Source organism: Priestia sp. Y58 (assembly GCF_029522095.1).
Lineage (GTDB): Bacteria > Bacillota > Bacilli > Bacillales > Bacillaceae_H > Priestia > Priestia megaterium_E.
The window spans coordinates 252,134-277,625 of record NZ_JAKWFL010000006.1; the positions used below are offsets into that span (position 1 = coordinate 252,134).

A 25,492-nucleotide genomic window follows, 5' to 3' on the forward strand; every position below is an offset into this window, starting at 1 on the left:
GATTATTCCCCCTATAATTGACTGCTAATGACGATGCGCTGAATTTCGCTTGTACCTTCGTAGATTTCGCATACTTTGGCGTCACGAAAATACCTCTCTACTGGATAATCTTTCATATAACCATAGCCTCCCAAAACTTGAATCGCATCGATTGCTACATTCATGGCCGTTTGGGAAGCAAATAATTTCGCCATTGAGGCTTCTTTTTTACAAGGAAGTTTTTGATCATATAAAAAAGCGGCTCTATACATTAAAAGCTTCGCTGATTCAACAGCCGTTTCCATATCAGCCAGCTTAAAGGCAATACCCTGCTGAGATAAAATCGGTTTTCCGAATTGATATCGTTCATTTGCATAGTTTTTAGCTGCCGTTAACGCACCTTCAGCAATTCCTACCGCCTGAGCAGCAATACCAATTCTTCCTGCATTTAAATTAGCCATAGCAATTCGAAAGCCTTCACCTTCTTCTCCAAGACGATTTTCTACGGGCACCTGTATATTTTCAAAGTGCAGTTGAACCGTTCGAGAACCGTGAAGGCCCATCTTATGTTCATCTTTTCCTACTGAAAATCCCTCCATGGTCTTTTCAACGATAAAAGCGCTCATCCCTCTGGACCCGCGTTCGGGATTCGTTTTAGCAAATACAATATACGTATCCGCTTCTCCGCCGTTTGTAATGAAAAGCTTTGAGCCATTTAAAAGATAGTGGTCTCCTTTTCGTTCTGCCTTTGTTTTTAAGCTCGCAGCATCAGACCCTGCACTAGGTTCTGTTAAACAAAAAGCACCTAAATATTCACCTGTCGCCAGTTTTTTTACATACTTTTGTTTTTGATCTTCCGTCCCAAATACGACAATAGGATTCGTACCTACAGAAGTATGAACAGACAAAATGACGCCCAGGGCTGGACTTACTTTTGATATTTCGTGGATGGCAATCATATAGGACACAAAGTCCAGTCCGCCCCCTCCGTAAATTTGAGGAACGGGAATGCCCATCAGGCCAAGGTCAGCCATCTGCTTTAATAAACCTCGAGGAAATTCGCCCTTTTCCATGTTTGGCACAGCCGCAGCGACTTCTTTTTCACTAAAATCAGCTACCATCTTTTTAATCATGTGTTGTTCAGACGTAAAAAAGATCATTTCGCCACTCCTTTATATTTCGTACGTAAAAAATCCTTTTCTTGTTTTTCGACCAAGCCACCCTGCCTTTACATATTTCCTAAGCAATGGACAAGGACGATATTTGTCATCACCAAACCCTTTATGAAGCGTTTCCATAATAAATAAACATGTATCGAGGCCGATAAAATCTGCTAATGTCAAAGGTCCCATTGGATGATTCATTCCTAGTTTCATGACTTGATCAATATCCTCTTCGTTTGCTACACCTTCATAGAGCGTAAACACAGCTTCGTTAATCATTGGCATTAAAATTCGATTTGAAACAAACCCTGGAAAATCATGAACTTCCACCGGGGTTTTATTTAATTTTTTCGTTGTTTCATAGACTGCTTGATACACTTCATCGTTAGTAGCCAGCCCTCTAATAATTTCAACGAGCTTCATCACCGGAACAGGATTCATAAAATGCATGCCAATTACTTTTTCAGGTCGAGTGGTCACAGCTGCAATTTCAGTAATAGGAAGCGAAGACGTGTTGGTTGCTAAAATAGTATGACTCGGGGCTAACGAATCCAACTCCGCAAAAATGGCTTGTTTGACTTCCATCTTTTCCACAACCGCTTCGACGATTAAATCTGCTTTTTGTGCTGCCGTTATTTCATTTGCCAGGTGAAGGCGCTCCATAATCCCTTCATATTCCTTAGCTGAGAGAGAACCTTTTCCCACCTGTTTTTTCAGACGTTTATCAATACCTTCTATTCCCTTTTGTGTATTTTTTTGATCAACGTCATACAAAGAAACTTGATATCCGCTCGCAGCAAATACTTGTGCAATGCCTGCCCCCATCTGACCTGCTCCAATAACCATAACTGTTTCAATATTCAAGTTGATATCCCCCTTTTACACCTCTACCATGATGGCATCGCCTTGGCCGCCGCCGCTGCAAATAGAAGCAATGCCTAGACCGCCGCCTCGTCGTCTTAATTCATGAATGAGCGTGACAACAATACGGGCGCCGCTTGCGCCAATTGGATGTCCAAGTGCCACAGCCCCGCCGTTCACATTTACTTTTTCAGCCGGAAGCCCTGCAATCTCCATACTCATCAACGCTACTGCTGAAAAAGCTTCATTGATTTCAAACAGCGCAATATCGTCTACTGTCTTATTTGTTTTTTGCAGTAGCTTGTTAATAGCAAACCCAGGCGTTTTCGGAAATTCCCTTGGCTCCATCGCAAGAGAAGTATGGTTTATAATCGTAGCCAACGGCTCATAGCCATTTGTTTTTGCCACATCTTCATCCATTAGCATGAGCGCAGCTGCTCCGTCATTTACGCTAGGTGCATTTCCTGCTGTAATGGTTCCGCTGTGGCCAAATACAGGCCGAAGAGACGAGAGTTTTTCTATCGACGTATCTTTTCTTGGTCCTTCATCTTTTTGAACCGTTATCGTTCCTTTTTTAGACGGAATATCAACTGAAATTCTTTCTGCGATCCATCTCCCTTTCTCTTCTGACTCTACCGCTAACTGATGACTGCGAAGCGCCCATTCATCCTGCTTTTCTCGGGAAATATTCATTTCAGAAGCTATTTCATTTCCATACGTACCCATTTGAACCCCTGTAAAGCTGCATGTCAAACCGTCATGAACCATCAAATCCGTCACAACACTATCTCCCATACGGAATCCCCATCTTGCTTTTGGAAGAAGATACGGCGCGTTACTCATCGATTCCATTCCACCTGCAATGATTGTTTTTGCTTCTCCTAATCGAATCAGCTGATCAGCAGTTGTAATACTGCGCATGCCCGATGCACAAACTTTATTAATGGTTTCCGTCTCTACTTGCCACGGTAAACCTGCATAATGCATGGCTTGCCTAGAAGGTAGCTGTCCTTGGCCTCCTTGCAGCACGCACCCCATAATAACGGAATCAATTTCTGTACGTCCCTTTGATGCTGCTTGAATCGCTTTCCCGCCTAGTTCTGCCGCTTTTAGTCCGCTTACGCTGCCACCTAATTTTCCAAAAGGTGTTCGAACTGCACTCACAATAACTGTTTTCCCCACTATTGTTTCCTCCTCTTTTTCCTAATCTTTGTCCTTGCTGATTGAACGCTTGCTCAATTTCCTTTCTGTAAAAAGTAGAGATGAATACCATCTCTACTTCTCCTTTATGAAAGCTGTTCTTGCACGTCGCCATAAATTGACTTTTCAAGCAGTTCTGCTACGTCATACGTATGAACTTTTTCTTCTACTTCTTTTGCTTTTGTTCCGTCACTTAGCATCGTCAAGCAGTACGGACAACCTGAACTGATAATGCTTGGGTTAACGGCTAAGGCTTGTTCCGTGCGCGCTACGTTAATGCGCTGGCCGGTCGTTTCTTCCGTCCACATTAACCCTCCTCCTGCTCCACAGCACATACCATTTTCACGGTTGCGATCCATTTCAATCAAACTAACACCTGGAATCGCTTTCAAAATTTCTCTTGGGGGACTGTATACTTCGTTATATCTTCCTAAATAACAGGAATCATGGAAGGTAATCTTTTCATTAACCGCATGTTTTGGTGTCAGCTTACCTTCTTTCACCAACATAGCTAATAATTCTGTGTGATGATACACTTCTCCTTCAAAACCGAAATCTGGATATTCATTTTTAAAAATATTGTAAGCATGTGGATCAATCGTAACAATTTTTTTGATTTCATTTTTTTCAAATTCAGCGATATTTTTAGAAGCTAACTCTTGGAATAAAAATTCATTGCCCAACCTGCGCGGCGTGTCACCAGAATTTTTTTCTTTATTTCCTAAAATCGCAAATGAAACACCCGCTTCATTGAGAAGCTTTGCAAACGATAGAGCGATTTTTTGGCTGCGGTTATCATAAGATCCCATCGAACCTACCCAGAACAAATACTCAAACGTTTCACCCGCTTTACTTACTTCTTTAACAGTCGGAATGTGAACATCTTCTCTTACATGTCGCCATTCTTCACGCTCTTTTCGATTTAATCCCCAAGGGTTTCCTTGACGCTCAATATTCGTCATGGCACGCTGAGCATCCGCGTCCATCTTTCCTTCGGTTAATACTAAAAAACGTCGTAAATCTATAATCTTATCTACATGCTCGTTCATTACGGGACATTGATCTTCACAGTTTCGGCACGTTGTACATGCCCAAATTTCTTCTTCCGTAATGACTTCTCCAATTAAAGCGGGATTATATTCCGCTGTTGCTGCGGCTTCTTCTCCGCCTTGGCCCGCCGCCATCATCGCCAGTTGATTTCCTTTTGTTTTAGAGAATGCATACGTAGGAACCCAAGGAGCCTTAGATGTCACAACTGCTCCTTTTTCTGTTAAGTGATCGCGCATCTTTAAAATTAAATCCATTGGAGATAAAATTTTCCCTGTACCCGTTGCCGGACACATATTCGTACAGCGACCGCATTCCACACAGGCATATAAATCAATAAGCTGATGCTGCGTGAATTCTTCAATCTTTCCAACCCCAAACGTCTCCTGCGTCTCGTCTTCAAAATCAATCTTTTCAAGCTTACCTGGCTTAGAAACACGGTTAAAAAATACATTGGCCGGTCCAGCCAGTAAATGAGCATGTTTTGATTGAGGAACATATACTAAAAACGTCAATAACACCGCTAAGTGAATCCACCATGAAACATAAAAAATGGAGATAGCGGCAACGTCATTGATTCCCTTAAACAAGATGGCAATCGATGACGCAATCGGTTCTGTCCAAGCCGGTTCATGATTATGCCAGATGATTGACATACCGTTTCCAACAAGCACTGAAAGCATAAGCGCTCCAATAAAAATCAGTACTAAACCAGATTTAAACCCTCTTTTTAAACGCACAAGCTTTTCTACATAGCGACGATGAAAAGCCCAGACAACTGCTACTAAAATCAAAAACGTCACAATTTCTTGAAAAAATGTAAAGCCGGGATATAAAGGTCCAAGCGGCAAATGTTTACCTGGAAGCAAACCTTTTATAATGAAGTCTAACGCGCCGAACTGAACTAAAATAAACCCATAAAAAAACATGACGTGCATAATTCCACTTTTTTTATCTTTTAACAGCTTCTTTTGTCCAAACACGTTCACCCAAATTTTTTGCAGCCTTTCTTTTAACCGCTGATCAAATTCTACTTTTTTCCCTAATTGAATATACTCAATGCGTGTGCGAATTAAATATACAAACAAAGAAACAGCGTAAGCGGTTACAATAATAAAAAAGAGAAAATTCACCCACAGCAACCCTGTCATCTCGTCCCCTCCTTAAATAATTTGTTACCTTTCTTTCCTCCTGACGACTAAATTTTCTGATAATATATCTGTTTTCATTGTATATAATGAATGAGCATTCAGTCAATATCTTTTCGTTCTTTTGTTCATATTCTATTTAAACAAGGTGACACTAAGAACAACATAAAATGTATTTACATCGGGAAAAGAGGTGACATGATGAGCGGCATGGTTGTAATTTTACTTTTTATTATTTTTATTGCTTGGCTTGCAATTGACCTTGGCGTTGGAAAGAAAGTATTTTCTCAGGGTGAAAACACATTTCCAAAGCGCCGTGCTTCTCTTTTTTTGTTCGCAGACGGGAATGTCTTGTATAAAGATTTATTTCATGAAATAGAAAATGCCTCTTCATTTATCCATTTATCGTTTTACATCGTACAAAATGATGAAATTAGCCAAGATTTTTTAGATTTACTAGTCCAAAAAGCACAGCAAAATATTGAAGTCCGGTTATTGGTAGACCGTGTGGGAAGCTATAAAATCAAGAAAAACAAAATTGCATTCTTAAAAAAACAAGGTGTTCATTTTGCTTACAGTCGAACGCTACGGTGGCCTTATTTGTTTTATACACTCAACGCACGTAATCACCGTAAAATGGCCGTTATTGATGGGAAAGTTGGCTACATTGGCGGTTTTAATATCGGAAGAGAATATTTAGGACTCGACCCCAAGCTTGGGGTGTGGAAAGATTACCACCTGCGTATGGAAGGTGAAGGTATCCAAGATCTTCAAATGCAGCTGTTGAGCGACTGGTATGCTGCTACCGGCATAGACCTGCGTAAAGTGGAAAGGTACTTTCCACCAACCTCTGAAGGAGACTATGTTATTCAGCTACAGTCGACTGAAGGTTTTTCACTTGAAGAAAGCTTTTTATCGATTATCAACCAAGCCAATAGGGAATTGTACATAGGTACCCCTTATTTTATTCCAAGTGAACCTTTGATGAATGCGTTACTGCAAGCTCGCGCACGGGGAGTACAAGTTCATATTTTGATTCCAATGCGTGCAGATCAACCGCTTGTTCATCATGCTGCATTTGCCTATCTTCCTACATTACTTCAAGCAGGCTGCATGATTTATCAATATTATTACGGTTTTTACCACGCAAAAGTATTAATTGCAGACAATGTTATCTGCGATGTAGGAACGGCTAATTTTGATAAAAGAAGCTTGTTCTTAAACGCTGAAATCAACTGTTTAATCTACGATGCCACATACATTGAAGAGGTAAAGAACAGCTTTAAAGCTTGTATGGGGGAATGCCCAATTTTGTCTTTAGAAGATGTCAAAAACCGAAAATGGAGTGAAAAACTAAAGCAAGGATTTGCAACCTTTATTTCTCCGTTACTTTAATGAACGAAAAGAGGAAAATTTATCATGAAAATTAGATTTGGCTATGTATCACATGCCCTGTCGCTTTGGGACTGCTCACCCGCGAAAACCCTCACGTTTACTAGATGGGAAAAAATGAAAAAAGACGAGAGGCTGGATAAGCTTCATTACGTCACAAAACAAAATTTGAATCATACTAAGCGCGCTTTACATTTTAATATTGCCCATGAAATTATGCTGTATCGATTATCATCTTCTCTTGTCCCTTTAGCCACTCATCCTGAAGTAGATTGGAATTACATTGATGCGTTCCAAGACGATTGGTCAGAGATAGGAGAATTGATTCGGAATCATCAGCTGCGCGTAAGTTTTCACCCCAATCAGTTCACATTATTTACAAGCGACAAAAAACATATTACAGAAAATGCGGTAAAAGACATGGACTATCATTATAGAATGCTTGAAGCGATGGGAGTGGCCGATCAAGCTCTTATTAATATTCATGTAGGAGGAGCCTATGGCAATAAAGAAAAAGCGATCGGTCGATTTCATGAAAACATTCAAACGCTGCCACCTGTCATTAAAAAGCGCATGACTCTTGAAAATGATGATAAAACATACACGACTGAAGAAACATTAGCTGTATGCGAAAAAGAGAAAGTCCCTCTCCTATTTGACTATCACCACCACAAAGCAAATGAAGGAGAAGAACCTCTTTCATTATTGCTCCCTCGTATCTTTGACACGTGGAAACATATCGGGTTAAAACCAAAAGTACATATCTCTTCTCCTAAATCTGAAAAAGAATTTAGAAGTCACTCTGATTATGTTTCAACTGATTTTATCGCACCTTTTTTGCAAATAGCTAAAGATATCGGACAAGATTTTGACGTAATGATTGAAGCAAAGTTAAAAGATAAAGCGCTGCTAAAATTAGTAGAAGATTTAGTATCAATGAGAGGAGTAAAGCGTACGGGAGGTGCCACGCTTGTTTTTTAAACAAAAAAAGAGCCAAGAGGCTCTTTTTTTTTTACATTTTTTCAGGTGCTGAAACACCAATTAGTTTTAAGGAGTTTTGAAGCGTTACTTGAACAGCTTTCACTAGTTCAATACGCGCTTTACTTGTTTCTACATTATCGCTGTCTAATACTTTTTCTGCATTATAGAAACTATGGAACGTAGAAGCAAGATCAAATACATAGTTCGTAATGCGGTGTGGAATACGTTTTGTTGCTGCTTCCGCTACGGCCTGAGGGAACTCTCCGATTTTCTTCAGCAGTTCCATTTCTTTTTCTGCACTAATTAATGAAAGGTCAGTGCCAGATGTTGATTGAATCCCCATCTCTTCACCTTGACGAAGAATACTGCAAATACGGGCATGAGCATATTGCGCGTAGTATACAGGATTTTCATTAGATTGAGAAACAGCTAAATCTAAATCAAAGTCTAAATGTGTATCCGCACTTCTCATCGCAAAGAAGTAGCGAGTTGCATCAAGGCCTACCTCTTCTACTAGATCACGCATTGTTACTGCTTTACCTGTACGTTTGCTCATCTTCATTTTTTCGCCATTTTGATACAGTTGAACCATTTGAATAATTTCTACTTCAAGCGTATCTTTTTCATAACCAAGCGCTTGAATCGCCGCTTTCATACGAGGAATATATCCATGGTGATCGGCTCCCCAAATGTTAATTAGCTTATCAAATCCGCGTTGAATTTTGTCTTGATGATACGCGATATCTGGTGTTAAGTACGTAAATGAACCGTCATTTTTAATTAACACACGGTCTTTATCATCACCAAATGTCGTAGAACGGAACCACGTAGCACCTTCTTCTTCATATACATGGCCTTGTTTTTTCAGCGTTTCAAGTGCAACTGAGATTTTATCATTTTTATAAAGAGACGTTTCAGAATACCATACGTCAAATTTCACACGGAACTGTTCAAGATCACGCTTTAATTTAGCTAACTCATAATCTAACCCGTATTGACGGAAGAATTCAAAACGCTCTTCTTCAGAAACATTTACATACTTGTCTCCGTGCTCTTTTGCTAGCTCTTTTCCGATGTTTATAATGTCCGCACCATGATAGCCGTCTGCAGGCATTTCTTTCTCTAAACCAAGAGCCTGCATGTAGCGTGCTTCTACTGAATAAGCCAGGTTATTAATTTGGTTACCAGCATCATTGATATAATATTCACGTGACACATCGTAACCTGCTTTTTCAAGAACATTACATAATGAGTCTCCAACTGCAGCACCGCGGGCATGTCCTAAATGTAAATCCCCTGTCGGATTAGCTGAAACAAACTCAACCTGTACTTTTTGTCCGTTCCCTACGTTTGTTTGACCGTACGCTTCACCAGCTTTTACAATCGTTGGGATAAGCTCTGTTAAATAAGAGTTATTCATATAAAAGTTGATGAATCCAGGGCCTGCAATGTCAATTTTCTCGATAGATGCTTTTGATTTATCGAAGTTTGCTACAAGCTCTTCAGCGATAACACGCGGTGCTTTTTTGGCAATACGAGCTAGCTGCATAGCCATATTGGTAGAATAATCACCATGTGTTTTATCTTTTGGGGTTTCTAATAGAACTTCTGGAAGTTCTGCTTTTTCAGCAAGTCCTGCTTTGACCACAGCATCTTGAATTTCAGCTTTTAATTTTTGCTGCACTTGTTCGACGATGTTCATTTTTTCTCCTCCTTGAATGTAATGGTTAACGCATATTTCCCGGTAGGCTGACCCTGTACTTCTAGATCATACGTTAAAAATAACCGACCCTTTTGAGTCATTTGTTTATATTCAATGTTATGAGCGAATGTTAGTAAATCCATACGTCCATAAGGGCTTATATAAGTTCCTTCGATCTGTACCTTTTTACGAAACGATTGCTTCATTTGAACAGCACCGGTTCGATTAATTGATACTTCATCTTCGCTAATTTTCACCATTGTTCTAATATCTCCGATTTCCTCTTGGCGCTCTGTGTATGTAAGATAAATTTTCGATCCTTTTTCATAATACATACCTTTTGCATTTACCGATGTTGTCTCTTTTCGGTGACCATCGCGGATATCCGTCACAATTTTAACTTCAATGGGTTTCTTGACTTCTGAAGCGTTACTCACAAAAGACACTTCCTTATTAAAATGAATACGTTATAACTTAAATAGTATAAACATTCTAAAGAAAGAATTCAATAATACTTCAAAGGAAATATGATAGATACGCCGAGAATTCCTTTTTCACTGTGTTTGACATACTCACATATTTCAAACAAAAAAGGCGGCCGTAGGCGGCCGCCTTTTTACTTTATTTATTTCTTTTGAACCCAGCCTAAGATCATTTCGCGAATAAGCTTGCTTGCTGTATTAGCTGTTTGTTCAGACGGATCATAAATTGGAGCTACTTCGACTAAATCTCCTCCGACAATGCGAAGATCTGATTTAGCAATTGCGTGAATAGAAGCTAAAAGCTCTTTTGATGTGATACCGCCTGCATCTACTGTTCCTGTACCAGGAGCGTGCGCTGGATCTAATACATCGATATCAATTGTTACATAAACAGGACGACCTGCAAGTGTTGGTAGAATCTTTTTTAACGGCTCTAGAACTTCAAACTTTGAAATATGCATGCCGTTTTCTTTTGCCCATTGAAATTCTTCTTTCATTCCTGAACGAATACCAAATGAATAAACATTCTCCGGTCCGATTAGTTCTGCTACTTTACGAATCGGAGTGGAATGAGAAAGTGGTTCTCCTTCATACTCTTCACGAAGGTCTGTGTGAGCATCCATATGGATAATGGCTAAATCAGGATATTTTTTATACATAGCTTTCATAACAGGCCAAGAAACCAAATGCTCTCCGCCCATACCTAACGGGAACTTGTCTGCTGCTAAAAGCTGGTCGATATACTCTTCAATCATATTTAAGCTGCGCTGCGGATTTCCAAATGGAAGTGGAATATCTCCTGCATCAAAATATTTTACTTCCTCTAGCTCGCGATCTAAATACGGGCTGTATTCTTCTAATCCAATTGATACTTCACGAATACGAGTTGGGCCAAATCGTGAACCTGGACGATAGCTAACTGTCCAGTCCATTGGCATTCCGTAAAGAACCGCTTCACTTTCTTCAAAAACAGGGTGACTGCCGATAAATACATTACCTGAATAAGCTTCATCAAAACGCATATTTTGTTCCTCCTTCATTATTCATAGAAAAGATGCCAGCCTTAAACCTCTGGCATCTCACTTGTATGTGATAACTTATTTAATAAGATCTTGCACAAATTTAGGTAAAGCAAATGCGGCTTTGTGCAATTCTTTTGTGTAATATTTTGTATCAATATCGAAGAAACGATCTTCACTTACTTCTAATGGATCATGTTTCTTTGAACCCATTGTAAATGTCCATAAACCGCTTGGGTACGTTGGAATATTTGCTACGTATAGACGTGTAATCGGGAAGATTTCTCTTACATCACGCTGAACATTTGAGATAAGTTCTGGCGTGAACCAAGGGTTGTCCGATTGAGCAACAAAGATACCATCTTCTTTAAGTGCTTTTGAGATACCTGCATAGAATCCTTTTGTAAATAAATTCACAGCTGGACCTACTGGCTCTGTTGAATCCACTAAAATGACATCGTATTCGTTCTCGCTTTTAGCGATGTGCATAAATCCGTCATCTACTTGTACATCAACACGAGGATCTTCTAGTTTACCCGCAATTGAAGGTAAGAATTTTTTTGAGTACTCAATAACTTTTCCATCGATATCAACTAACGTCGCTTTTTTTACGCTTGGGTGTTTTAAGATTTCACGGATTACCCCTCCGTCTCCTCCACCTACAACTAGTACGTTTTCTGGATTTGGATGCGTAAATAACGGTACATGTGCAACCATTTCATGATAAACGAACTCATCTTTTTCTGTTGTCATAACCATACCGTCAAGTAGGAGCATGTTACCAAACTCTTCTGTTTCAACCATGTCTAATTTTTGAAACTCCGTTTGCTCTGTATGTAAAGTGCGATTAATTTTAGCTGTAATACCAAAGTTCTTTGTTTGCTTTTCTGTGAACCATAATTCCATTTCAAACTCTTCCCTTCTATTTTGAGAATTAACCTATGCATAGATTACCCTAACATAATTTATACAAACATGAAAAAAGTATAGATGAATTCAGCAAAAAAGCAAGTGAAATTTTTAGCAATGGAGGTTTAAAACCTCCTTTTCTATTTCATACTGATGATAGATACAAGCTTTAGAATCTACTTGCACCGCTCTTTTAATAGAATTTTGTTGTGTTGAAAACAACATGTATGGTGCATAGTGACACATATTGGTGGTGAATAGAAATGGAAACGGTATTAACCGAACATTTAAAAAAGGCAAGACGCATCTTCCGAATTCTTCTCGTCCTTGGTATATTAGCGGGGGCTTTATTGTTGTTTGCCTACATAAGCATCTTTCTCTACGCCAAAATCGCTGGCCCCCCTCCGCTAAACGTTTCTCAAACAGCTGTTTTCTACTCAGCAAACGGTAAAGTTCTTGATGAAGTTCACAATGGACAAAAGCGCTACTGGGTTTCACTTAATCAAATTTCACCTTACGTAAAAGATGCGACTTTAGCCGTTGAAGATAAGCGCTTCTATGAGCATCATGGCTTTGATATGCATCGAATCGCCGGAGCAATTGTAGCTGATATAAAAGCTATGGGAAAAGTACAAGGTGCGAGTACTATTACTCAGCAGTATGCACGAAACTTGTTTTTAGAGCACGACAAAACGTGGACTCGAAAGCTTCAAGAAGCTCTGTATACGATTCGGTTAGAAATGAATTATAGCAAAGACCAAATTCTAGAAGGCTACATGAACACGATTTACTACGGCCATGGAGCTTATGGAATTGAAGCGGCAGCTAGGCTGTACTTTGATAAGCACGCCAAGAATTTGACGTTAAGTGAAGCGAGTATGTTAGCAGGTATTCCAAAAGGCCCTAGCTACTACTCTCCTCTTATTCATCAAGAAAATGCAAAAAAACGACAAAATATCATTTTATCTCTCATGAAAGAGGATGGAATTATTACAGCTAAGCAAGCAACAAAAGCGCTTGTAACACCTCTAGCATTCGCAAAGCCTGCTGAAAAAGATCCTAACAAAGAAGATGCTTCTTACTTTATGGATGCAGCGCTAGCAGAATTAAAGCAAGATTTAGGCATTGATGAAACCATGATTTATACAAATGGACTTCGCGTTTATACAACGCTGGATGAAAAGATGCAGCGAACGGCAGAAGAAAAAATGAAGGATGTTATCAGCAGCTCTTCAGACGTACAAAGTGCATTTGTTGCGATGAATCCTAAAAATGGACAAGTGAAAGCTCTTATTGGTGGAAGAGATTATGAAAAGAGCCCGTTTAATCGCGCGACTCAAGCAATAAGACAGCCTGGCTCAACGATGAAGCCATTTTTATACTATGCGGCGTTAAAAGATGGTTTTACTGAATCTACTCCAATGAAAAGTGAAGAAACGACGTTCAAATTGGAAGATGGCGTTTCGACATACACGCCTAGTAACTATCACAACTATTATGCAGATGCTCCTATTACAATGGCTCAAGCCATCGCACTTTCAGACAATATTTATGCCGTAAAAACGCATTTGTTTATTGGGGAAAACCGCTTGATTGAAACCGCTAAAACACTTGGAATATCATCACCTTTAAAGAAAGTTCCATCTTTAGCTCTTGGAACTTCGCCTGTCAAAGTCATTGATATGGTTAATGCGTACGGCATCTTTGCTAATGGCGGAAAAGAAATTCGTCCAACATTTATTAAACGAATTGAAACCCATGACGGAGAAGTTGTTTATCAAGCTCCTTCCGAACAGAAACAAGTCATTGATAAGCGCTATGCTTTTCTTACTACCCATTTAATGACAGGCATGTTTAATCAAAAGCTAAATGGCTATACAACCGTCACAGGAAAGCCTATTTCTAAATATGTATCTCGTCCTTACGCAGGAAAATCCGGCACGACCTCTACGGACAGCTGGATGATTGGCTACTCTCCTCAGCTCGTTTCAGGCGTTTGGGTTGGATATGATCAAGGAAGGACAATGGATGATGTAGCTGAAAAAGGATACGCCAAAAAAATGTGGGCATTATTTATGGAAGATGCTTTAAAAGGGAAGAAAAAAGAAAAGTTTAAAGCACCAAACGGATTAATGAGCGTAAACATTAATCCTCAAAATGGAAAGTTAGCATCCAAATCATGCCCTGTTCAATATAAAGCTTATTATTTAACTGGAACACAGCCAAAAACATATTGTACTGATCACATTGATCATGCAGCAAGAACGAAGAAAAAAGAGCATGAAACAGAAGATAAAAAGTTTCACTGGTTCCCCAAATGGTTTGATTAAAAAAGCTTAAGGCCAAGGCCTTAAGCTTTTTTAGCATTACGATGTTTGAAGCGCTTCTTTTAAGTCATCATTAGATAACGTCCAAATTTCTTCATTATGAGACTTCAAAAACTCACGAAGCAAATCCTTAGACTTGTTATCCATTTCTTCTACCATAATGCGTCGTTTTAAGGATTTATCCATTTTGTTCACGTGTTCAGGAAGTGACTTATAGCCGCGGCGAATTTCACGATCAACAGTCATTTCACATGCTGTCATACCTGCGTAGTAAGGTCCTTCTTGCTTGCGATCAATTGTTACCCACACAAGCCAATATAACTTGCCGTTTGGCACCTCGTCTTTATTGGGTAAGAACTTAATTCCTTTTTCCACTACACTTCTTGCATGCATCGCACCGATATCCACAAATACTTCTTCATCGCTCGGACAAACAAAAACGGGTGAAATGTTTTCTAAACTTAACGCTCCAACCCCGTAACCACCGTGGCCGTCGGTTGAATCGTCTTTTATGATATTAAATCCTATACTTTTCTTTTTTGACTGAGTCATAGTAAGCCTCCTCTATTCATTAAATCAGTGGTGCTAATATCTGCTGAAAGATATTCATAACAAATGTTGCTGCTCCGTTTAGAAGCGGCCAGATCACAATTCGATCCAGAGGTGTAATCACAAGAATCAAAAATACAAAAATGCCCCAAGACTCATACTGCGTCATTTTGGCTCGCGTGGATGGCGGAACGAGATCTTCAATCACGCGGTAGCCGTCTAAAGGCGGAAAAGGCAACAAGTTAAATACACCTAGCGTTAGGTTTATTTGAATAAATAATGTAACAAAACGATAAAGCGCATCATTGTCCACTGCGGCGTTATTCATCAAATAATAAATAAGCAAGCCGATAAATGCCAACACCAAGTTGCTAAACGGTCCCGCTATCGATACTAGAATACCAGCTAAACGTGGCTTTTTAAAGAAATAGCGATTAACAGGAACCGGCTTCGCCCACCCAAAACCTGCGATGATTAACAAAAGCGTTCCAAATGGATCTAAATGAGCCAGCGGAGAAAGCGTTAGCCTTCCTTGCTTTTTAGCCGTGTGGTCTCCAAATAAATAAGCTACATACGCATGTGCAAACTCATGCAGCGTGAATGCAACAATAAGCGTCATTACCACGTAAGGAAGGTCTTGCAATGAAAAAGCTAAAAAATGTTCCACTCTTTATCTCCTTTATTTTAAAATAATTTCTACCTATCACATCTACTAGATGAATCTTTTTTTGCGGTAAGAAAGATACAAGGTTTCTTCAAATATGCCCTAAAAGTTCTCAAAGACCAGCGATGTGCTTCCTTTAGGCACACCTGTTTTTTTATATCGATGTTATTATAAAAGTATACTACAGATTATGGCCTCCATCACTATCTCATACTGTCATTTTATTCAGAAAACGGGTACACTAATCATATAACGATCAAAAAGGAGTGTACACATTATGCCAGTTGTAACTGTTAAAATGCTTGAGGGCCGTACAGATGATCAAAAAAGAGCTCTTGTTGAAAAAGTAACGGATGCTGTTGTTGAAACAACAGGTGCAGCACCTGAAAAAGTATCCATTATCATCGAAGAAATGTCTAAAAACCATTACGCTGTAGCGGGCAAACGCATGAGCGATCAATAACGCCTACATAAAAAAGATGCCATAGGAATGAACCTATGGCATTTTTTTAATGGACAGACAGCGTTGCCTGAAGTTTTTCAATATATTTGTATGCTTCTGAAATGTCTTCTTCTGTATAGTTTTGCTTACGCTTTAGCGTAAACACTTTTTCTTTTACTTCTTCTTTCGGTAAATTATCGAAATATAAAATCGTAGAGACAAGCTCCAAAAATTTCGAGCTTTGTTCGTTCATATCCTTCATACATTCCTGCAAGTGAGGAAGTTCTAAGTCATAGTGGCTTAGAAATCCTTCCCCCGCTTCTGTTAATACGTAGCGATACTGCATATACCCGCCTTTTTTCTCTTTAATTTCACTTAAAAAGCCTAAGTTACACAGCTCTTCAATTCGAAGCGTTAATTCCTCAGAATAAGGTCCAAAAAAGTGAAAATTATACTTTTCATAAAAAGGAAACTTCAGCTTTTTTCCGATAAATATCATCTTTTGTAACTTTTTTCTGCCAACAACTTCTCCCGCCGCGGAAAATACTTTCACAATCTTTGCGTGATCGTTTAACACAGCCCCTTCAACTCCTATACTATTTAACTCTGATCTCCTTTTAGTAAGTTTATAATCTGATCTTTAACTTTTCGCTTAGACGACAATTGATCAATGAGATCTTGTGGAAAATATAATTTATGATCGGTTCTCTTTTTCCCTGAAATTGCTTCAACAATCTCCGACTGACGTGATAATTCACGCACTTCATTATTTGGCATCAACAGATGAATCGGCAAACGCTCTTCCTCTTCACCCGGTCGATAAAAATCGTATGGTAAGTCGCTTGAAGAATCGACGACTAAATAATAATCTGGATTAATGCCCGCTTTTTTAAATAATGTTGTAAGCTCCATCCACATCTTCATTTGTGAATTCGGATTAAACTCAATGTATTTAAAAAGCTGACGATTCATAAATCTTCGGCATAGATCAGATAAAATTTCATCCTCTTCTTCTTCCCACGCTTGAAAATAAAATAAAATAACAGATTCATCTAATTTCAAATACTCTTTTAGCGATATTTCTTCTTCAAAAATCGAATAAAAATGAGTTGGCTCCTGCTTAAACTCATAGTAATGATGATGGAGCTCTTTTGCACGATGTAAAATTTTTGTCAAAATCACTTCAGCACTTCTCGTAACAGGATGAAAATACACTTGCCAGTACATTTGATAGCGGCTCATAATATAATCCTCAACCGCATGCATACCGCTGTGTTTAATCACGGCTTGGTCTTCCCGAGGGCGCATAACACGCAGAATTCGCTCCATATCAAAATGACCGTAGCTTACTCCTGTGTAATACGCATCACGCTGCAAATAATCCATGCGATCTGCATCAATTTGACTGGAAATCAAACTAACGACAAGCTTATTTTCATATGTTTTCGCGATTACTTCAGCCACTTTTTTAGGAAAATCCTTTCCTACTTTCGTTAACACTTGATTTACCTCTGTGTCACCTACGATAATGGCTTGTGTAAATTCTTCATGGTCTAAGTGGAAAACCTTCTCAAACGAATGTGAAAACGGACCGTGACCTAAATCGTGCAGTAAAGCAGCACAAAGACAAAGAAGACGCTCATCTTCATTCCATTCAGGGCGTCCTTGAAAACCGTCATCAATAATACGGCGCACAATTTCATAAACACCTAAGGAATGACTAAAACGGCTGTGCTCAGCCCCATGAAACGTTAAGTATGTCGTTCCTAGCTGTCTAATACGGCGCAGCCTTTGAAATTCGGCTGTCCCAATTAGCTCCCAAATAACACGATCTCTTACATGGATATAGCGGTGAACAGGATCTTTAAATACTTTTTCTTCACTGAGTTTTTCATTAGGATATGTCATTTACATACCTCTCTATCTTCACTTTGTTGTTGCTATAATTTTTCGACACTCACTTCCTATTTTCCTATTCAGAATAAAAAATCACCTTGTCAAGCAACCAAGGTGATTTACCTAACAAACAAGGCGATTCTGTTTGTAAGAAGCTCGTTCGACAAATAAGTAGCAGAAAAGCAGCTATTTATTGTTTCACTATCTATTTTTTTACTTTTTTCTCAATCTTCTCGATTAATTCATCCTCTGTTGGCGCTGCTACAGGACGGTTGTTTACAAATGCAAATGACTTTTTACGTCCGGGTCCACAGTAAGACTGGCAGCCGATTTGTACTTCAGCTTGTTCATCTATTTTTTTAAGTCGAGGTAACAACGTTTTGACGTTTGTTGCCTGACAATCATCACAAATTCTAAATTCATTTGCCATGTTGACACAATCCTTTCAAAATTGGTTCATCATTTTGTCTAAGGGGTATTTTACCCCTATTTGAAGTCCGATGCAAGTTAAAGAAGGAAGCAAAATCTATCATACTCCTAGAAGAAATGGTATAAAGTATGGATTTTTTGTACATGATGATACTACAAAACATGATTACTATGAGTCATGGAAAATAGAGGAGTGAACAAAGTGAAAGATAGACAAGATGCTTGGACAGAAGAAAACGACTTATTATTAGCTGAAACAGTATTGCGCCATGTCCGCGAAGGAAGTACGCAGCTGAATGCGTTTGAAGAAGTTGGAGATGAATTAAACCGCACTTCAGCAGCATGTGGATTCAGATGGAATGCTGTGGTACGCCATCAGTATGAAAAAGCACTGCAGCTAGCTAAAAAACAGCGAAAACAGCGCATGCGTGCACTTGGACAAGAGCAAGGCAAAAAGAAATTGTTATATACGCCACCAGCATCTGTAGAGCATGTGGAACAAATAATGTCTGCACCTACAGCAACATATAGCTTACCTGAAACACAAGTAGAAAAAAGCAGCAGCGAGGAGCTTTCAATGGCTGACGTTATTCGCTTTTTGCAAACAATGCCAAATCAAGCGAGCAATTTACAGGCATTGCAAAGCGAAAACAAACGCTTGATGCAAGAAAATGCAGAGCTAGCTAAGAAAAACACAGAGTTGGAAAAACAAATCAAACATCTCGAGGCAAATGCTACTACTATTCAAGAAGACTATGAAACATTAATGCAAATCATGAACCGTGCGCGAAAGTTAGCTCTATTTGATGAAGAAGAACGTTCTTCTACTACATTTAAAATGGATCGTAACGGAAATCTTGAGAAAATGGCTGAATAAGCTACACGAACGAAGAAAGAGGGATGTCAAACTTGGCTCTTCTTTCTTCTTTTTCTATTTTACAGCCAATGACGGGACGCCTTTATGCTATAATATGTTCGTTTACTGTTTATAAAGGGGTTTGAGATATGCAGCAGAATAGTTTGAAGCTTTTAGCACAGCCCGCTTGGCGTATTATTGATCAATCCAGTCTAGGTCCTCATTTTGATGCCCGTCATTCTTTTGCCATCGATGACACGCTTTGTACAACCGTTGGAAGAGGTGAATCTCCAGCTGTCATGCGCTCATGGGTGCATCACGATACGATTGTGTTAGGCATCCAAGATACAAAGCTACCTCATTTAGCTGAAGGGGCAGCTTATTTACATGAACAAGGATATAAAACAATCGTCCGCAATTCAGGCGGCCTCGCTGTCGTACTTGATCAGGATGTTCTAAACATTTCTTTAATTTTTCCTGATGCAGAAAAAGGAATTGATATTGATCGTGGATATGAAGCCATGTTTGATTTGATTAAGGTCATGTTTGCATCTTACGGGACAGCAATTGAAGCGAAGGAAATCGTAGGCTCTTATTGTCCCGGCAGCTTCGATTTAAGCATTCGCAACCAAAAGTTTGCAGGCATTTCACAGCGACGCGTTCGCGGCGGAGTGGCTGTACAAATTTACTTATGCGTTAAAGGAAGCGGTTCTAAACGTGCTTCTCTCATTCAAGAGTTTTACAAAAAAGGTCTCCAAAACACGGAAACTAAATTTTCATACCCAGATATCGAGCCTCACACAATGGCTTCTCTATCTGAACTATTACAGATTGAGTTAACTGTATCTGATGTCATGCTGCTTTTATTGCAAACACTGAATAGTATGAGCTCTTCTCTTGTAAATATGCCTTTAAATGCTACCGAACAAGAGCTGTTTGAGACGCAGCTGCAGCGCATGTATGACCGCAACGAAAAAGCATTAGGTTCATTAGCCGAATAAAAAAAACTCCGCCCTAGGACGGAGTTTTTTATTATAGTGCTTGAGCTGCTGTGATTAAAGCAAGCTTGTACACATCTTCTTCGTTACAACCGCGAGATAGATCGTTTACCGGTTTGTTTAGACCTTGTAAGATTGGACCTACTGCTTCAAAGTTTCCTAGGCGCTGTGCAATTTTGTAACCAATGTTACCTGCTTCAAGGCTTGGGAATACAAATACATTTGCATCTCCTTTAATCACTGAACCTGGTGCTTTCTTTTCAGCTACAGAAGGAACAAATGCTGCGTCGAATTGGAATTCGCCGTCTAATGTTACGCTTGGTGCTAATTCTTTTGCAATTTCTACTGCGTTTGCTACCTTTTCTGTTTCCGGAGATTTTGCTGATCCTTTTGTTGAGAAGCTTAGCATAGCAACACGGGGATCGATGTCGAACATTTCAGCTGTACGAGCACTTTCGATAGCAATTTCAGCTAAATCTTGGCTGTCAGGTGAAATATTGATTGCACAGTCAGCAAATACGTATTTTTGATCGCCGCGAACCATAATAAATACGCCAGATGTTTTCTTAACACCTTGTCTTGTTTTGATAATTTGTAGAGCAGGTCGCACTGTGTCTGCTGTAGAATGAGCGGCTCCGCTTACAAGACCGTCAGCTTTGTTCATATGAACAAGCATTGTGCCAAAATAGTTTTCATCTAATAAAATTTTGCGAGCATCTTCTTCTGTTGCCTTACCTTTACGACGCTCAACAAACGCTGCTACCATTTCATCAAATTCAGAGTAGCTTTGAGGATCTAAAACCTCAACACCGTCTAATTTCACGTTTAGTTCTGCTGCTTTTGATGCTACAGCGTCTTTGTTTCCAACAACGATAGGCTTTAAGATATTGTCGGCAGCTAAACGAGAAACAGCGCCTAATACGCGCTCATCTAATCCCTCTGGGAATACGATTGATACATCGCTAGCTGATACTTTTTGTTTTAAACCTGTAAATAAATCACTCAAAGTAAATCCTCCTCGATATGTAAAAAACTTTTCTCATAATAGGATACTCCACTTTTTTTAAAAATCAAAGGCATGTCCTTCAAGAATCCATGATTACAAAAAAGTCTTTTAATTCTTAATTTTCCACTAACACCTAAAATGAAACCTGTTTTTACTTTGCGACAATTGTTTAAAGTTTAGTCACAAAATCACAGGTTTTTCATTCCAGTTCTTCGGACAAACTATGATATAGTAGAATTGGAATTTATCATAATCGGACAATAGGAGTGAAACGAAATGGCAGAAGCAGCACAAACATTAGACGGTTGGTATGCACTTCATGATTTCCGTTCAATCGATTGGGGCGCTTGGAAGCAGTTATCAAGCGACGATCGCCAAGCGGCTATCCATGAATTTTTAGGGTTGATTGAGAAATGGAAAGGAACTGAAGCTGAGAAGCAAGGCAGTCATGCTTTATATACCATTGTCGGCCAAAAAGCAGACTTTATGCTAATGCTTGTTCGTCCTACTATGGAAGAACTAAATGAAATTGAAACAGAATTTAATAAAACAAAGCTTGCTGAGTTTACCATTCCTACTTATTCATACGTATCAGTAGTTGAATTAAGCAACTACTTACCTGCTGGGGAGGATCCTTATGAAAATCCCCAAATCCAAGCTAGACTATATCCAACTTTACCAAAAGCTAGTCATGTTTGCTTTTATCCAATGGATAAACGTCGTCAAGGAAATGACAATTGGTACATGCTTCCCATGGAAGAGCGACGCAGCTTAATGCGCAGTCATGGAATGATTGGACGTCAATACGCTGGAAAAGTAAAGCAAATCATTACGGGTTCTGTGGGTTTTGATGATTACGAGTGGGGCGTTACTCTTTTTGCAGATGACGTACTTCAATTTAAAAAATTAGTATACGAAATGCGTTTTGACGAAGTAAGTGCTCGATACGGGGAATTTGGCAGCTTCTTTGTCGGAAATTTATTAAAAGAAGAAGCTATTGCACGCTTTTTACACGTTTAAACTAAGCCGCAAAAGCGCTCATCGCTTTTGTAACGCCTAGAACAATAAATATCAATGAGCTTTATCTAAAAAAACCTGTTTCCAAGTGGAAACAGGTTTTTTATTTTCTAGCCATGGCATATTCGCACTTACAGGACCATATATATACAACAGTGTCACAAGTAAGCGAGGTGGGATAATGGCAGTCGTTGCACACAACGAAGAAGATGTTAAGCTCCTAGCCAGACTCATTCGAGCTGAAGCTGAAAGTGAAGGAAAACAAGGGATGTTACTGGTAGGAAATGTAGGCGTGAACCGCGCTAAAGCTCCCTGTTTAGATTTTAGAAATATAAGAACCATTCGTCAGATGGTGTTTCAAAACCCAGGCGGATTTGAAGCAACTCAAAAAGGCTACTTTTATCAGCGTGCCCGCCAGTCTGAAATTACACTTGCACGACGTGTATTAAGAGGGGAACGTTTTAACCCCGCAGAAAACTCACTGTGGTTTTTCAGGCCCAGCGGCGACTGTCCTGCTCAATGGTATAACCAAAATAACACAGGACGATTTAAATCTCACTGTTTCTTTGCACCAACTCAAGCTGATTGTCCAGGAGTTTACTAATTTCTTTTTGTTTGAAGGAGGTTCCTATGAAAAAACCAAAGTCTAATCAACCACAACAGCAATATATGCAAAATCCGTATATGAGTCCAAACTATCCTTATTATATGCCTCAGCCTCAGCAGCCCCAGCCAGGCGGCCAGCAGGTTCAAGGGCAAACCCAAGGAGGTCCGCCCCCTACCTCTTCTGGAGGCAGCGGTGCCCCGCAAGACCCGAATCAACTGCCCATTGAAGAATCATATATTGAAAATATTTTACGTTTAAATCGAGGGAAAATAGCCACTGTATATATGACGTTTGAAAATAACACGCAGTGGAACGCGAAAGTCTTTAGAGGGGAAATTGAAGCTGCCGGACGCGATCATATCATTTTAAGTGATCCACAAACTGGCACTCGTTATTTACTGCTTATGGTTTATCTCGATTACATCACTTTTGAGGGTCCAATCAAATATAATTATCCGTTTAGCGGTGGAGGCCAGCAGTTGAGCAATTATTCTCCGCGTTAAAAAAACCCCTTTTCAGGGGTTTTTTTATAGCCATTTTACAGCTGCAACAACAATTAAAATCCAAGCCACAATAAATGCAACTCCACCTAGCGGAGTAATCGCGCCGAGAACTTTAATACCGGACGTACTTAATACATAGAGACTGCCCGAAAACAGCACAATCCCCGCGAACATAATCCAGCCCGAAGCTGTTAACAAAGAAGATTGAGGAAATTTGCTTAATAGAAACGCAATGACAAACAGCCCCATTGCATGGAACATTTGGTACTGCACTCCCGTTTTCCATACCTCTAAATACTTCTCTGAGATTTTCCCTTCTAACCCATGCGCTCCAAAAGCACCAAGAGCAACCGCTAACATTGCATTGATTGCACCGATTATTAAAAATAGTTTCATGTTTTTCTCCTCACTTTAGAAATCAAACAGACTATCGCCGTTTGCATCATCTGATTTCAATTTCGTTCCTTCAAAATTAGGTTTGGATGACTGAATAATCTGTTGCTGCATAATCTCAGGCGATTGCATAATTTCCGGTGAAGACATTACAACAGGTTTTGAAACCGAGACAGGTTTCGATACTGAAACCTCTCCATTTTGATCTAATGCAAGCTCACATAGTGCTTTTATGGCAACCAATTGATCTCGAACGTTCGCACTATTCGAATGGTGCTTTGCTTTTTGTACTTCTGCACTAATTTTATCAAGGAGCTGCGTCATTTTTATATCCATGTAGACACCTCATCTTACATTCAATATGACTTTATACAGCTATTTTATCAAAAGATGAAATAGGAGGCTATGTCTGAAGCTAATCTTCATGAAATGCTCACTTTTACACATCGTCAATTTGCCAATTAATAGATTGACGTCCTTGTTGGAGCAAAAACTCATTTGCTCGTTGAAAGTGATTATTGCCAAAAAAGCCTCGATTAGCCGAAAATGGGCTAGGGTGCGGGCTTTCCAAAATTAAATGGTGCGAATGATGAATAAGCTCTTTTTTAGCTTGTGCATGCTTGCCCCACAGCAAAAACACGACTGGCTCCTCTTTTTGTGCCACTAATTCAATAATGCGGTCCGTCAGCTGTTCCCACCCTTTTCCTTTGTGAGAGTTCGCTTCTCCTCTTCTAACTGTTAAAACAGTGTTAAGCAAAAGAACACCTTGTTCTGCCCATTTGACTAAATAACCGTTATTCGGAATATGATAATTCATTTCATTTTTCAGCTCTTTGTAAATATTCACTAAAGAAGGCGGTGTTTTTACTCCTGGTTGAACAGAGAAGCTCAGTCCATGCGCTTGATTTGGTCCATGATAAGGATCTTGTCCCAATATGACCACTTTTACATTTTTATAATCCGTATAGTGTAAGGCATTAAAAATATCATATTTATCAGGGTAAATGGTGTGGTGATTATATTCATCCACTAAAAATTCTCGAAGCTGTATGTAATAGTCTTTTTGAAATTCTTCTTCTAATAAAGGAGCCCAGTCATTTTTTAAAATACTCATCGCTTATCACCTCATAATAATCTTTTTTGTTATTTTATCGTAAACTCTGCCCCCTGCTCAAACGTTGCCTGCTTTAAATATGCTGAGAGCCTGGGCATATTTTAATATTGTCATGTTCAATGAAACTTTGTATACACTTATAAAGAGTGTATTTTTATATTAAAGGAGGGATTCCATATGATCATTAGCAATCCCCACCAAATAGATGTAACCTACAGCCTGGGTGTTACACCCGTTGAACCGATGATACCAAGAAAATACACCGTTTTCCCAGGTCAACACACTTCTGTTCCTTCCATTCAAATCGGCATTGAATTTGCCTACGATCATATGCAAAAAGAGCGGAACGAATATTTAGCATCCTTCGTCTTTGATAAAGGCTTTTATTCCCTTACTGTGTATTATTACATCGGTGCGCATACATCAACAGATGAAACCATTACACGCTACCTTCACTTTTTAGAACAGCTCCCTGTTATTCTATCGTCCATCTATCACGCTGATGCTTCTTTTTTCGAAAAACATCCACTTTTAATGCACTGTCCTATTTTTATCATCGCCGATAGCCCTGACTTGCCATTTTTAACAAAAAAATCTATCGGTTCCCTGTATCAATATAAATAAATGAGAAAAGCTACTGTTAAAATAACAGTAGCTTTTTCTCCGTATTCGAAACAAAATACTTTTAAACTTGTTAAAAACATGGAATAATAACTACAAATTGTTTTAATCTATTTGCGTTAACCCTTTAAAATCGTTACAATTTATTAGTAGTTCTATACATAAAGGAAAAGGTAAACAAGCAATC

General features: G+C 39.2%; 27 protein-coding genes. 10 read left to right on the forward strand and 17 right to left on the reverse strand.

The window, feature by feature from the left end; genetic code table 11:
• Nucleotides 1-11: 11 nt before the first annotated feature.
• The 4 genes from MMB68_RS19330 to MMB68_RS19345 form a co-directional block, all read right to left on the reverse strand.
• On the reverse strand, nt 12-1,139 hold the full coding sequence (locus MMB68_RS19330) for an acyl-CoA dehydrogenase (protein WP_144633615.1): 1,128 nt from the start codon (nt 1,137-1,139) through the stop codon (nt 12-14).
• 12 nt (nt 1,140-1,151) lie between these two features.
• A complete protein-coding gene (locus MMB68_RS19335) occupies nt 1,152-2,006 on the reverse strand; it encodes a 3-hydroxybutyryl-CoA dehydrogenase (RefSeq protein WP_221785878.1) in 855 nt (284 codons plus the stop codon).
• A gap of 15 nt (nt 2,007-2,021) precedes the next feature.
• Nucleotides 2,022-3,185, reverse strand: a complete 1,164-nt coding sequence (locus tag MMB68_RS19340; RefSeq protein ID WP_221785879.1) for an acetyl-CoA C-acetyltransferase — start codon at nt 3,183-3,185, stop codon at nt 2,022-2,024.
• Nucleotides 3,186-3,289: 104 nt separating this feature from the next.
• Nucleotides 3,290-5,401 carry a (Fe-S)-binding protein gene (locus tag MMB68_RS19345; RefSeq protein WP_221785880.1) on the reverse strand — a complete coding sequence of 704 codons (2,112 nt, stop codon included), beginning with the start codon at nt 5,399-5,401 and terminating at the stop codon, nt 3,290-3,292.
• Between the two features lie 195 nt (nt 5,402-5,596).
• Here MMB68_RS19345 and cls point away from each other — a divergent pair, with 195 nt between their 5' ends.
• Both cls and uvsE read left to right on the forward strand, forming a co-directional pair.
• Nucleotides 5,597-6,793: a cardiolipin synthase gene (gene cls / locus MMB68_RS19350; RefSeq protein ID WP_260507032.1), complete on the forward strand. Its 1,197-nt coding sequence runs from the start codon at nt 5,597-5,599 to the stop codon at nt 6,791-6,793.
• 24 nt (nt 6,794-6,817) lie between these two features.
• Nucleotides 6,818-7,771 carry a UV DNA damage repair endonuclease UvsE gene (gene uvsE / locus MMB68_RS19355; RefSeq protein ID WP_221785881.1) on the forward strand — a complete coding sequence of 318 codons (954 nt, stop codon included), beginning with the start codon at nt 6,818-6,820 and terminating at the stop codon, nt 7,769-7,771.
• A gap of 31 nt (nt 7,772-7,802) precedes the next feature.
• On the opposite strand, the gene argS is transcribed toward uvsE, so the two are convergent.
• From argS to speE, 4 genes are all read right to left on the reverse strand, one after another.
• A complete protein-coding gene (gene argS, locus MMB68_RS19360; protein WP_221785882.1) occupies nt 7,803-9,473 on the reverse strand; it encodes an arginine--tRNA ligase in 1,671 nt (556 codons plus the stop codon).
• Entirely contained in the window at nt 9,470-9,910 is a 441-nt protein-coding gene (locus MMB68_RS19365) for a YwiB family protein (RefSeq protein WP_014457736.1), read from the reverse strand. Before MMB68_RS19365 ends, argS begins: the two co-directional genes overlap by 4 nt.
• A 188-nt stretch (nt 9,911-10,098) precedes the next feature.
• Nucleotides 10,099-10,977, reverse strand: a complete 879-nt coding sequence (gene speB, locus MMB68_RS19370) for an agmatinase (protein ID WP_221785883.1) — start codon at nt 10,975-10,977, stop codon at nt 10,099-10,101.
• A gap of 75 nt (nt 10,978-11,052) precedes the next feature.
• Nucleotides 11,053-11,880, reverse strand: coding sequence for a spermidine synthase (gene speE / locus MMB68_RS19375; RefSeq protein ID WP_013059843.1), 828 nt, complete (start codon nt 11,878-11,880; stop codon nt 11,053-11,055).
• 266 nt (nt 11,881-12,146) lie between these two features.
• Here speE and MMB68_RS19380 point away from each other — a divergent pair, with 266 nt between their 5' ends.
• The gene (locus MMB68_RS19380) at nt 12,147-14,213 is read left to right on the forward strand and encodes a transglycosylase domain-containing protein (RefSeq protein ID WP_221785884.1); all 2,067 of its coding nucleotides are present in this window, start codon (nt 12,147-12,149) and stop codon (nt 14,211-14,213) included.
• A 36-nt stretch (nt 14,214-14,249) separates the two neighbouring features.
• Here MMB68_RS19380 and MMB68_RS19385 read toward each other — a convergent pair whose 3' ends face one another.
• Both MMB68_RS19385 and MMB68_RS19390 read right to left on the reverse strand, forming a co-directional pair.
• A complete protein-coding gene (locus MMB68_RS19385) occupies nt 14,250-14,762 on the reverse strand; it encodes a YwhD family protein (protein ID WP_221785885.1) in 513 nt (170 codons plus the stop codon).
• 19 nt (nt 14,763-14,781) lie between these two features.
• The gene (locus MMB68_RS19390) at nt 14,782-15,426 is read right to left on the reverse strand and encodes a site-2 protease family protein (protein WP_016765944.1); all 645 of its coding nucleotides are present in this window, start codon (nt 15,424-15,426) and stop codon (nt 14,782-14,784) included.
• A 274-nt stretch (nt 15,427-15,700) separates the two neighbouring features.
• Between MMB68_RS19390 and MMB68_RS19395 the strand changes: the two genes are divergently transcribed.
• On the forward strand, nt 15,701-15,886 hold the full coding sequence (locus MMB68_RS19395; RefSeq protein WP_013059847.1) for a 2-hydroxymuconate tautomerase: 186 nt from the start codon (nt 15,701-15,703) through the stop codon (nt 15,884-15,886).
• Between the two features lie 46 nt (nt 15,887-15,932).
• Here the strand turns inward: MMB68_RS19395 and MMB68_RS19400 are convergent, their stop codons facing one another.
• The 3 genes from MMB68_RS19400 to MMB68_RS19410 form a co-directional block, all read right to left on the reverse strand.
• On the reverse strand, nt 15,933-16,442 hold the full coding sequence (locus MMB68_RS19400) for a YwgA family protein (RefSeq protein WP_013059848.1): 510 nt from the start codon (nt 16,440-16,442) through the stop codon (nt 15,933-15,935).
• Between the two features lie 23 nt (nt 16,443-16,465).
• Complete coding sequence (locus MMB68_RS19405; protein WP_013059849.1) at nt 16,466-17,773, reverse strand: HD domain-containing protein; 1,308 nt, start codon at nt 17,771-17,773, stop codon at nt 16,466-16,468.
• A 193-nt stretch (nt 17,774-17,966) separates the two neighbouring features.
• On the reverse strand, nt 17,967-18,191 hold the full coding sequence (locus tag MMB68_RS19410) for a YuzB family protein (protein ID WP_013059850.1): 225 nt from the start codon (nt 18,189-18,191) through the stop codon (nt 17,967-17,969).
• Between the two features lie 201 nt (nt 18,192-18,392).
• Here MMB68_RS19410 and MMB68_RS19415 point away from each other — a divergent pair, with 201 nt between their 5' ends.
• Together MMB68_RS19415 and lipL are read left to right on the forward strand one after the other, a co-directional pair.
• Nucleotides 18,393-19,067 carry an RsfA family transcriptional regulator gene (locus MMB68_RS19415; RefSeq protein WP_116739811.1) on the forward strand — a complete coding sequence of 225 codons (675 nt, stop codon included), beginning with the start codon at nt 18,393-18,395 and terminating at the stop codon, nt 19,065-19,067.
• A 128-nt stretch (nt 19,068-19,195) separates the two neighbouring features.
• Nucleotides 19,196-20,047 (forward strand): octanoyl-[GcvH]:protein N-octanoyltransferase, encoded by an 852-nt coding sequence (gene lipL, locus MMB68_RS19420; protein WP_013059852.1) that lies wholly within the window; start codon nt 19,196-19,198, stop codon nt 20,045-20,047.
• 31 nt (nt 20,048-20,078) lie between these two features.
• Here lipL and pta read toward each other — a convergent pair whose 3' ends face one another.
• Nucleotides 20,079-21,050: a phosphate acetyltransferase gene (gene pta, locus MMB68_RS19425; protein ID WP_013059853.1), complete on the reverse strand. Its 972-nt coding sequence runs from the start codon at nt 21,048-21,050 to the stop codon at nt 20,079-20,081.
• Nucleotides 21,051-21,326: 276 nt separating this feature from the next.
• On the opposite strand from pta, the gene hemQ reads away from it, so the two are divergent.
• The 3 genes from hemQ (at nt 21,327) to gerQ (ending at nt 23,177) form a co-directional block, all read left to right on the forward strand.
• On the forward strand, nt 21,327-22,070 hold the full coding sequence (gene hemQ / locus MMB68_RS19430) for a hydrogen peroxide-dependent heme synthase (protein ID WP_013059854.1): 744 nt from the start codon (nt 21,327-21,329) through the stop codon (nt 22,068-22,070).
• Nucleotides 22,071-22,248: 178 nt separating this feature from the next.
• Complete coding sequence (locus MMB68_RS19435) at nt 22,249-22,671, forward strand: cell wall hydrolase (protein ID WP_153252804.1); 423 nt, start codon at nt 22,249-22,251, stop codon at nt 22,669-22,671.
• A gap of 26 nt (nt 22,672-22,697) precedes the next feature.
• Nucleotides 22,698-23,177: a spore coat protein GerQ gene (gene gerQ, locus MMB68_RS19440; RefSeq protein WP_043977525.1), complete on the forward strand. Its 480-nt coding sequence runs from the start codon at nt 22,698-22,700 to the stop codon at nt 23,175-23,177.
• Nucleotides 23,178-23,201: 24 nt separating this feature from the next.
• On the opposite strand, the gene MMB68_RS19445 is transcribed toward gerQ, so the two are convergent.
• The 3 genes from MMB68_RS19445 to MMB68_RS19455 form a co-directional block, all read right to left on the reverse strand.
• On the reverse strand, nt 23,202-23,573 hold the full coding sequence (locus tag MMB68_RS19445) for a DUF423 domain-containing protein (RefSeq protein WP_013059856.1): 372 nt from the start codon (nt 23,571-23,573) through the stop codon (nt 23,202-23,204).
• 15 nt (nt 23,574-23,588) lie between these two features.
• Nucleotides 23,589-23,906 carry a YwdI family protein gene (locus MMB68_RS19450; RefSeq protein ID WP_075421472.1) on the reverse strand — a complete coding sequence of 106 codons (318 nt, stop codon included), beginning with the start codon at nt 23,904-23,906 and terminating at the stop codon, nt 23,589-23,591.
• Nucleotides 23,907-24,009: 103 nt separating this feature from the next.
• Complete coding sequence (locus MMB68_RS19455; RefSeq protein WP_221785886.1) at nt 24,010-24,684, reverse strand: uracil-DNA glycosylase; 675 nt, start codon at nt 24,682-24,684, stop codon at nt 24,010-24,012.
• A 177-nt stretch (nt 24,685-24,861) separates the two neighbouring features.
• Between MMB68_RS19455 and MMB68_RS19460 the strand changes: the two genes are divergently transcribed.
• Nucleotides 24,862-25,308, forward strand: a complete 447-nt coding sequence (locus MMB68_RS19460; protein WP_075421471.1) for a staygreen family protein — start codon at nt 24,862-24,864, stop codon at nt 25,306-25,308.
• Nucleotides 25,309-25,492 lie beyond the last annotated feature (184 nt).